Genomic DNA, 7076 nt, shown 5'->3' with positions numbered 1-7076 from the left:
GCCGATCGCGCGCGGCGAGGCCCGGGTGCGGCGCGCCGACCTTCAGCGTGCGCGCCGCAGCCGCAGCGCGGGCCTGGTGGGCGCGCCACAACGCCTCTGCCATCGGGTCGCCGCCTGCGGCAGGGCGGTCGGCGAGGATGGCGAGCGGCCGGTGCGACAGGCCAGACGCCTGCTCGAGCCGCCTGTCTCCGTCGCGCTCGCCCGGTACGCGCCAGCCGCGGAAGCCGATGAACAGCGACCAGACGAAGCCAAGCCCGAAGCCGACGAGCAGCACGAGATGCAGCCAGCCTGGCAGCAGGCCGAGCAGCCCGGAGAGGGCGACGATGAGGAACACGCCCGCGACGCCGAGCGGCGGCCACAGCGCGGGCCACAGCCGCTCCCAGAACAGCGCGGCCCGGGCGAGGAAGCGCCGCCGCGCCAGCATCATCGAGAACTCGTAGGGGTTCGCGCTTGCGTCAGGCCGCCCCGTGGAGGCGGCCGGACCGCGCGAAGGGCTGGCCGGGGATTGGCCCGCGACGCCGGATGGATGCTCGTTCGAGGTACCGTCGGGTCGCGTGCTCAATCGCTGCTCCGTCGTCAGTGCCTGGGTGGTGGCAGAAGCGGGCCGAGCCAGGGCGGCAGCACGTCGCTCGCACGCATCGCCTCGAAGCTCTGCCTCTGGCGGATCACCGCATCCACCGTTCCGCTCACCATCACCTGCGCGGCCAGGGGCCGGGCGTTGTACGTGCTGCTCATCACCGCGCCATAGGCGCCGGTATCGAGCAGCGCGACCACCTCGCCGGCGGGCAGATCGGGCAGCGGGCGGGCCGTGGCGAAGGTGTCGCCTGACTCGCACACCGGGCCGACGACATCCGCCGGAGAGAGCGCGGCGCGCCAACGCGCCGGCGTGATGGGAAGGATGCCATGCCAGGCGCCGTAGAGGGAAGGACGCAGAAGGTCGTTCATCGCGGCGTCGAGGATCACGAATCTGCGCTGCTCGCCCTGCTTCTGCATCACCACGCGCGTGAGCAGGAGGCCGGCCGGCCCGACGATCCAGCGGCCCGGCTCGATCGCGAGCTTCACGTCGAGCCCGCCGAGCGTCTCCTTCAGCACCGAGGCGAAGGCCTGCGGCGTCGGCGGCTCCTCGTCCTCGTAGGAAATGCCGAGGCCCCCGCCGCAATCGAGCGCGGTGACGGTGTGCCCGGCCGCGCGGATCGCCTGCACGAGCTCGGCGAGAACGCCATAGGCGGCTCGATAGGGGGCGAGAGACGTGATCTGGCTGCCGATATGCACGGCAAGCCCGACCGGGGAGATGCCGGGCAGGGCCGCGGCGTGGCTGTACAGCGCGACGGCGTCGGCTGCGGGGATGCCGAACTTGTTCTCGGCGAGCCCCGTTGTGATCTTCTCGTGCGTGCCGGCATCGACGTCGGGGTTCACGCGGAGCGCCACGCGGGCGGTCACCCCCATGCTGCGCGCAATGCCCGAGAGCATCGCGAGCTCCTCGCCGCTCTCGACATTGATCTGGCCCGTGCCGTCTGCCAGCGCGGCGCGAAGCTCCGCCTCCGTCTTGCCGACGCCGCTGAACATGATGTCCTTCGCGGCGATGCCGGCCTGGCGCGCGATGCGGCGCTCGCCGTCGCTCACCACATCGGCCCCCGCGCCCTGGCGGGCGAGAAGCGTGACCACCGCGAGCGCATCGTTCGCCTTCAGCGCGTAGTGGATGCGGACATCGAGCCCGGTGGCGGAAAGCGCTGTCGCCATCATGCGGTAGCGATGGCTGATCGCGCCCGCCGAATACACCCAGGTGGGGGTTCCATGCCCGACGGCGATGCGGATCAGCGGCACGGCCTCGACGGCGAGGCCCACCGCTGTCAGCGTCAGATGCGGCCGTTGCGCGAGCAGCGAGCGGAAGCCGGGGCCGGAGCGGTCGCCCTGCTTCTCCCGCGCGATCGTGTCCAATGGGCTCATGGCCTTCCCCTTACCCCCCTGCTCGTCGGCGGAAACACCGATTGCGGACCATCCACGACCGGGCCCTGGCCGCCCTCCCGCGGATAGGTGCGCGGATAGGTCACGGCCTCGTCTGGCCCGGGCGGGATCGGATCGCCCCGCTTGCCGCAGGCTGCCAGGATCAGTGCCGACAGCGCAACAACCACCAGTCCCCGACGCTCTGTCACGACGCGAGCCTCTGCCGCCACGAGGCTGCCTGGGCAGCGACATTGGCCGGCGCTGTGCCGCCGTAACAGCTTCGCGAGGCAACGGAATTCTCGACCGAGAGAACCCCGAACACCTCGCGCGTGATCCTGCTCTCGACCGACTGCATCTCTGCGAGCGTCAGCCCCTCGAGGTCGGTTCCCTTGGCCTCCGCCATGGCGACAAGGCGGCCGGTGACGTGGTGCGCAGTGCGGAAGGGCAGGTTCAGGGTGCGCACGAGCCAGTCGGCCAGGTCGGTCGCGGTGGCGAAGCCCGCGCCGGCCCAGCGGCGGAGATTGGCGGGCTCGGGCACCATGTCGCGGACCATCCCCGCCGTGGCGGCGAGGCAGAGGGCAAGGCTGTCGGCCGCGTCGAATAGCGGTTCCTTGTCCTCCTGCATGTCCTTTCCATAGGTGAGCGGCAGCCCCTTCATGACCATGGTGAGCGACACGAAGGCGCCGGTGATGCGGCCCGTCTTCGCCCGCACGAGCTCTGCCGCATCGGGGTTGCGCTTCTGGGGCATGATCGAGGAGCCGGTGGTAAAGGCGTCCGTCAGGCGGATGAAGCGCCACGGCGCAGACATCCAGATCACGATCTCCTCGGCCAGCCGCGAGAGGTGGATGGCACACGTCGAGGCAGCGGAGAGGAACTCGAGCGCGTAGTCGCGGTCACTCACCGCATCGAGCGAGTTCGCCATCGGCCGCGCGAAGCCGAGCGCTTGGGCGGTCATGTGCCGGTCGATCGGGAAGGAGGTGCCGGCGAGCGCGGCCGCCCCGAGCGGGCATTCGTTCAGACGCGCGCGGCAATCTGCGAAGCGGGAGCGGTCGCGCGCCAGCATCTCGACATAGGCGAGCATGTGGTGGCCGAAGGTGACGGGCTGGCCGATCTGCAGGTGGGTGAAGCCGGGCATCGGCAGGTCGTTGTTCCGCTCGGCCTGCTCGACCAGGGTGCGCATCAGCTCCACCATCTGCGCGTCGAGCTGGTCGATCGCATCGCGCACCCAGAGGCGGACGTCGAGCGCCACCTGGTCGTTGCGGCTGCGCGCGGTGTGCAGCCGCCGCCCGGCATCGCCGACCAGCGCGATCAGCCGCGCCTCCACGGCCATGTGGATGTCTTCCTGGGCGATGTCGAACACGAAGCTGCCTGCCTCGATCTCCGCCGCGACCTGATCAAGTCCGCGCGAGATGTCGGCCAGATCGGCCTCGGAGATGATGCCCTTCGCCGCGAGCATGGCAGCGTGGGCCCTGGACCCGGCGACGTCCTGGCGCCACATCCTGCGATCGAAGCCGATGGAGGCGTTGATCTCCTGCATGATGGCGGCGGGGCCGCCGGCGAAGCGCCCGCCCCACAGCGCATTGGCTTCCGGCTTCGGAGTGTCCGGCTTCTTGGTGTCTGGCGAGGAGGTATCTGGCATGGGTGTGTCCGGGACAGCGATGTGGGCAAGGCGGCAGGCGCTGGTTGCCTCTCTGCTGACCTGTGCCATGCCCGCCCTGCCCCGGCAAGGAAAGGCCGCCCAGCCGGGCGTGCCCGAGGCCTTCGACCCGCCGCGCCCGCTTCCCGCCTTCACCTTCCACGACGAAGCGGGCACCGAGCACACGGTCGCCGATTTCCGCGGGGACGTGCTGGTGATCAACCTCTGGGCCACCTGGTGCCCGCCCTGCGTCGCCGAGATGCCGACGCTTGACCGGCTGCAGGCCATGCTCGCGCCGGAGAATGTGCGCGTGCTCGCGCTCTCGCAGGACCGTGGCGGCGCGCCCGTGGTTCGGCGCTTCTACGAGCGCACGGGGGTGAAGCATTTGCCGATCTGGCTCGACCTGCGCGGGGCGGCCGCCCGCATGCTCGGCGCCCGCGGCCTGCCGACGACGCTCGTGGTCGACCGCGAGGGGCGCGAAGCGATGCGGCTTGCCGGCGAAGCCGAGTGGGACGCGCCCGAGATGGTGAGGCTGATCCGCGCCATCGGCCGAAGCGAGCCGCCGCGCACCGCCGGCGCCACCTGACACGCCGCGCTGCATCGCGCGGTATTGATCGCGCCAACGCGCGCAACTAGCGTTCCCGCCAACCGCCGGCTGCCGGCGGAGCCGCACGAGGGGGGAATGCACATGCGGACGCGGTTCGGACGTCGCTTCTGGCTCGGCGGCATGGCCGCGCTGGCGGCAGGGGGTGCCATGCCGGCCCTTGCCCAGCAGCGCCGCAGGCTGCGCTTCGCTGCCGTCTTCTCCGACCAGGACATCCGCGCGGAGGCGATGCGCGGCTTCGCCTCCGACCTCGCGAGCCAGTTCGATGTCGAGCTGCACCTCAACGCCACGCTGTTCCGCCAGGGAACGGAGATCGTCGCGCTGCAGCGCGGCAACCTCGAGATGGCCAACATCGCCGCGCAGGACGTCTCGCGGCAGATCCCCGCCTGGTCGGTGATGACCTCGGCCTACCTCTTCCGCGACGCGGCGCACATGCGCCAGGTGTTCTCGGGCGAGGTGGGGCAGGAGTTCAACCGACTCGCGCGGGATCAGCTCAACATCCACATCCTCGGCCCGCTCTACTTCGGCACACGGCACGTGAACCTGAAGCCGCGCAAGCGCATCGCCACGCCGGCCGACATGGCGGGGATGAAGCTGCGTATGCCACCCGGAGAGGCCTGGCAGTTCCTCGGCGAGGCGCTCGGCGCGAACCCAACCCCCGTCGCCTTCGCCGAGCTCTACACGGCGCTGCAGACCGGCGCGGTGGACGGGCAGGACAACCCGCTTCCGACCAGCCGGACCATGCGCTTCCACGAGGTGACGACGCAGTTCGTGCTGACGAGCCACCTCGTCGCCTTCGACCTGCTCGCCGTGTCTGCCCGCTTCTGGGACGGGCTTTCCGATGCCCAGCGCGGCGCCGTCACGGCCGCGGCCGAGCGTGCGATCGACCTCAGCGTCCGGCGGCACGCGGAGCAGGAGCAGGAGATGATCGCCTTCTTCCGCGCGCAGGGGCTCGAGGTGTACGAGCCCGATGTCGCGGCCTTCCGCAGCGAGGCGCAGCGCCGCTACCTCGCCTCCTCGCTCGCCCAGTCCTGGCCGACGGGAATCCTCGACCGCATCAACGCCGTCCGCTGACACTCGGCGAAGGCGACGTGCCGGTGCGGCGATGAACGGCCGCGCGCTCGCCTGGGCGCGGCGGCGGGCGGAGAACGTGCTCGCCGCGCTGCTCCTGGCGATGTTCCTCGCCTTCCTCGTCCAGATCGTCATGCGCTACGTGTTCAACGCGCCCGTCGGCTGGACGACCGAGGTGTCGCTTCTGGCCTGGCTCTGGGGAATCCTCTGGGGCGCGGCGCTGGTGCTCTCCGAGGAGGAGGAGATCCGCTTCGACATCCTCCATGCCGCCGTGTCGCCCGCGCTTCGCCGTGCCTTCGATGCCGCAGCCGGCAGCGTCGTTGTCATTGTCTTCTCCGCCTCGCTTCCCGCCGTCGCCGACTACGTCGCGTTCATGCGCATCGAGCGCTCGGCCTATCTCGGCCTGCGGATGGACCTCGTGTTCTCCGTATATCTCGTCTTCGCCGTCGCCATGATCATCCGGCATGCCGCGATCGTCTGGCGCGCGCTGCGGGGCGAAGCTGCGAGGCCGGCGTGATCGAGTTCGCGAGCCCGTTCTCGATCGGCCTCGGCGCGATCATCGCCCTCTCGCTTCTCGGCCTGCCGATCGGGCTTTCGATGATCACGGGCTCGATCCTCTACCTCGCCGCGTCCGACCAGGACATGTCGATCGCTGCCGAGCAGGTGCTGAACGGGTTGAACGGAAGCTACATCCTGCTGGCCGTACCGCTGTTCATCTTCTCCGCCGGGCTGATGAATGCCGGCACGATGACCGACCGGCTGCTCGGCTTCTGCAACATGCTCGTGGGCAGGCTGCGCGGCGGGCTCGGGCACGTGAACGTCGTCCAGAGCGTGATCTTCGCCGGCATGTCGGGCTCGGCGATCGCCGATGCCGCAGGAAGCGGGCGGATCATCATCGACATGATGAAGCGGGGAAACGCGTATCCCGCGCCCTACGCAGCAGCGATCACGGCGGCGAGCGCGGTGATCGGGCCGATCATCCCGCCCTCGATCCCCATGGTTCTCTACGCGCTCGTGGCCGACACCTCGATCGGCTACCTGTTCCTCGGCGGCGTCGTGCCTGGCCTGCTGATGGCTGTGGCGCAGATGGCGATCAACGCGCTGATGGCGCGGCGGCACGGCTTCCCCGTCTCTGCCCGCGTACCGCTCCGCGCCATGCCGCGCCTGACCGCGGATGCGCTGCCGGCGCTGCTGATGCCTGTGATCCTGCTCGGCGGAATCTATGGCGGGGTGATGACGCCGACGGAGGCCGCGGCCGTGGCTGCCGCTTACGCCTTCCTCGTCTCCGCGCTGCTCTACCGGAGCCTCTCGGCGCGCGACATCTATGCCACGGTGCTTGCGGCGGGGCGCTCGACGTCAGCGATCGGCATGCTGATCGCGGGCGCGCTCGCCTTCAACTACGTCGTCGTCAGCGAGAACATTCCGCAGACGGTGCGCCTCGTGCTCGGCGGCGGCGAGATGGCGCGGTGGCAGTTCATGCTCGTCGTCAACGCGATCCTGCTCGTGCTTGGCTGCCTGCTCGAAGGCACCACCATCCTCCTGGTCGTGGTGCCGATGCTTCTGCCTACCGCCCGCGCGCTTGGCATAGACCCCGTTCATTTCGGCGTTGTCGCGGTGGTGAACATCATGATCGGGCTCGTCACGCCGCCCTATGGGCTGTTGCTGTTCATCGTCGCGAAGCTCTCGGACGCACCGCTCGGGAAGGTGACGCGCGAGCTCCTGCCCTTCATCGCGGCGATGGTGGGGGCGCTGCTGCTGATCGCCTTCATCCCCGGCCTCGTGCTCTGGCTGCCGCGGCGCTTCGGCTACACGGGCTGAGCG

General features: G+C 70.2%; 7 protein-coding genes. 4 read left to right on the top strand and 3 right to left on the bottom strand.

Annotated elements, in window-relative coordinates:
- From FIF60_RS14370 to argH, 3 genes are all read right to left on the bottom strand, one after another.
- Window positions 1-562 (bottom strand): DUF4175 family protein (locus tag FIF60_RS14370; RefSeq protein ID WP_239451640.1); only part of this gene is annotated, 562 nt, incomplete at its 3' end.
- A 14-nt stretch (window positions 563-576) separates the two neighbouring features.
- A complete protein-coding gene (gene lysA / locus FIF60_RS14365; protein ID WP_144186781.1) occupies window positions 577-1947 on the bottom strand; it encodes a diaminopimelate decarboxylase in 1371 nt (456 codons plus the stop codon).
- Between the two features lie 202 nt (window positions 1948-2149).
- A complete protein-coding gene (gene argH, locus FIF60_RS14355) occupies window positions 2150-3583 on the bottom strand; it encodes an argininosuccinate lyase (RefSeq protein ID WP_144186779.1) in 1434 nt (477 codons plus the stop codon).
- Between the two features lie 67 nt (window positions 3584-3650).
- On the opposite strand from argH, the gene FIF60_RS14350 reads away from it, so the two are divergent.
- From FIF60_RS14350 to FIF60_RS14335, 4 genes are all read left to right on the top strand, one after another.
- Window positions 3651-4166, top strand: a complete 516-nt coding sequence (locus FIF60_RS14350; protein WP_239451639.1) for a TlpA family protein disulfide reductase — start codon at window positions 3651-3653, stop codon at window positions 4164-4166.
- A 102-nt stretch (window positions 4167-4268) separates the two neighbouring features.
- The gene (gene dctP / locus FIF60_RS14345; protein ID WP_144186778.1) at window positions 4269-5258 is read left to right on the top strand and encodes a TRAP transporter substrate-binding protein DctP; all 990 of its coding nucleotides are present in this window, start codon (window positions 4269-4271) and stop codon (window positions 5256-5258) included.
- Between the two features lie 31 nt (window positions 5259-5289).
- Window positions 5290-5772, top strand: coding sequence for a TRAP transporter small permease (locus FIF60_RS14340; RefSeq protein ID WP_144186777.1), 483 nt, complete (start codon window positions 5290-5292; stop codon window positions 5770-5772).
- Entirely contained in the window at window positions 5769-7073 is a 1305-nt protein-coding gene (locus tag FIF60_RS14335) for a TRAP transporter large permease (RefSeq protein ID WP_204251204.1), read from the top strand. Before FIF60_RS14340 ends, FIF60_RS14335 begins: the two co-directional genes overlap by 4 nt.
- The last annotated feature ends 3 nt before the right edge of the window (window positions 7074-7076 follow it).

The organism is Elioraea rosea, assembly GCF_007644105.1.
GTDB classification, from domain to species: Bacteria; Pseudomonadota; Alphaproteobacteria; order Acetobacterales; family Acetobacteraceae; genus Elioraea_A; species Elioraea_A rosea.
The sequence above is the reverse complement of the archived record's forward strand: the minus strand, read 5'-3'. Positions and strand labels throughout refer to the sequence as shown.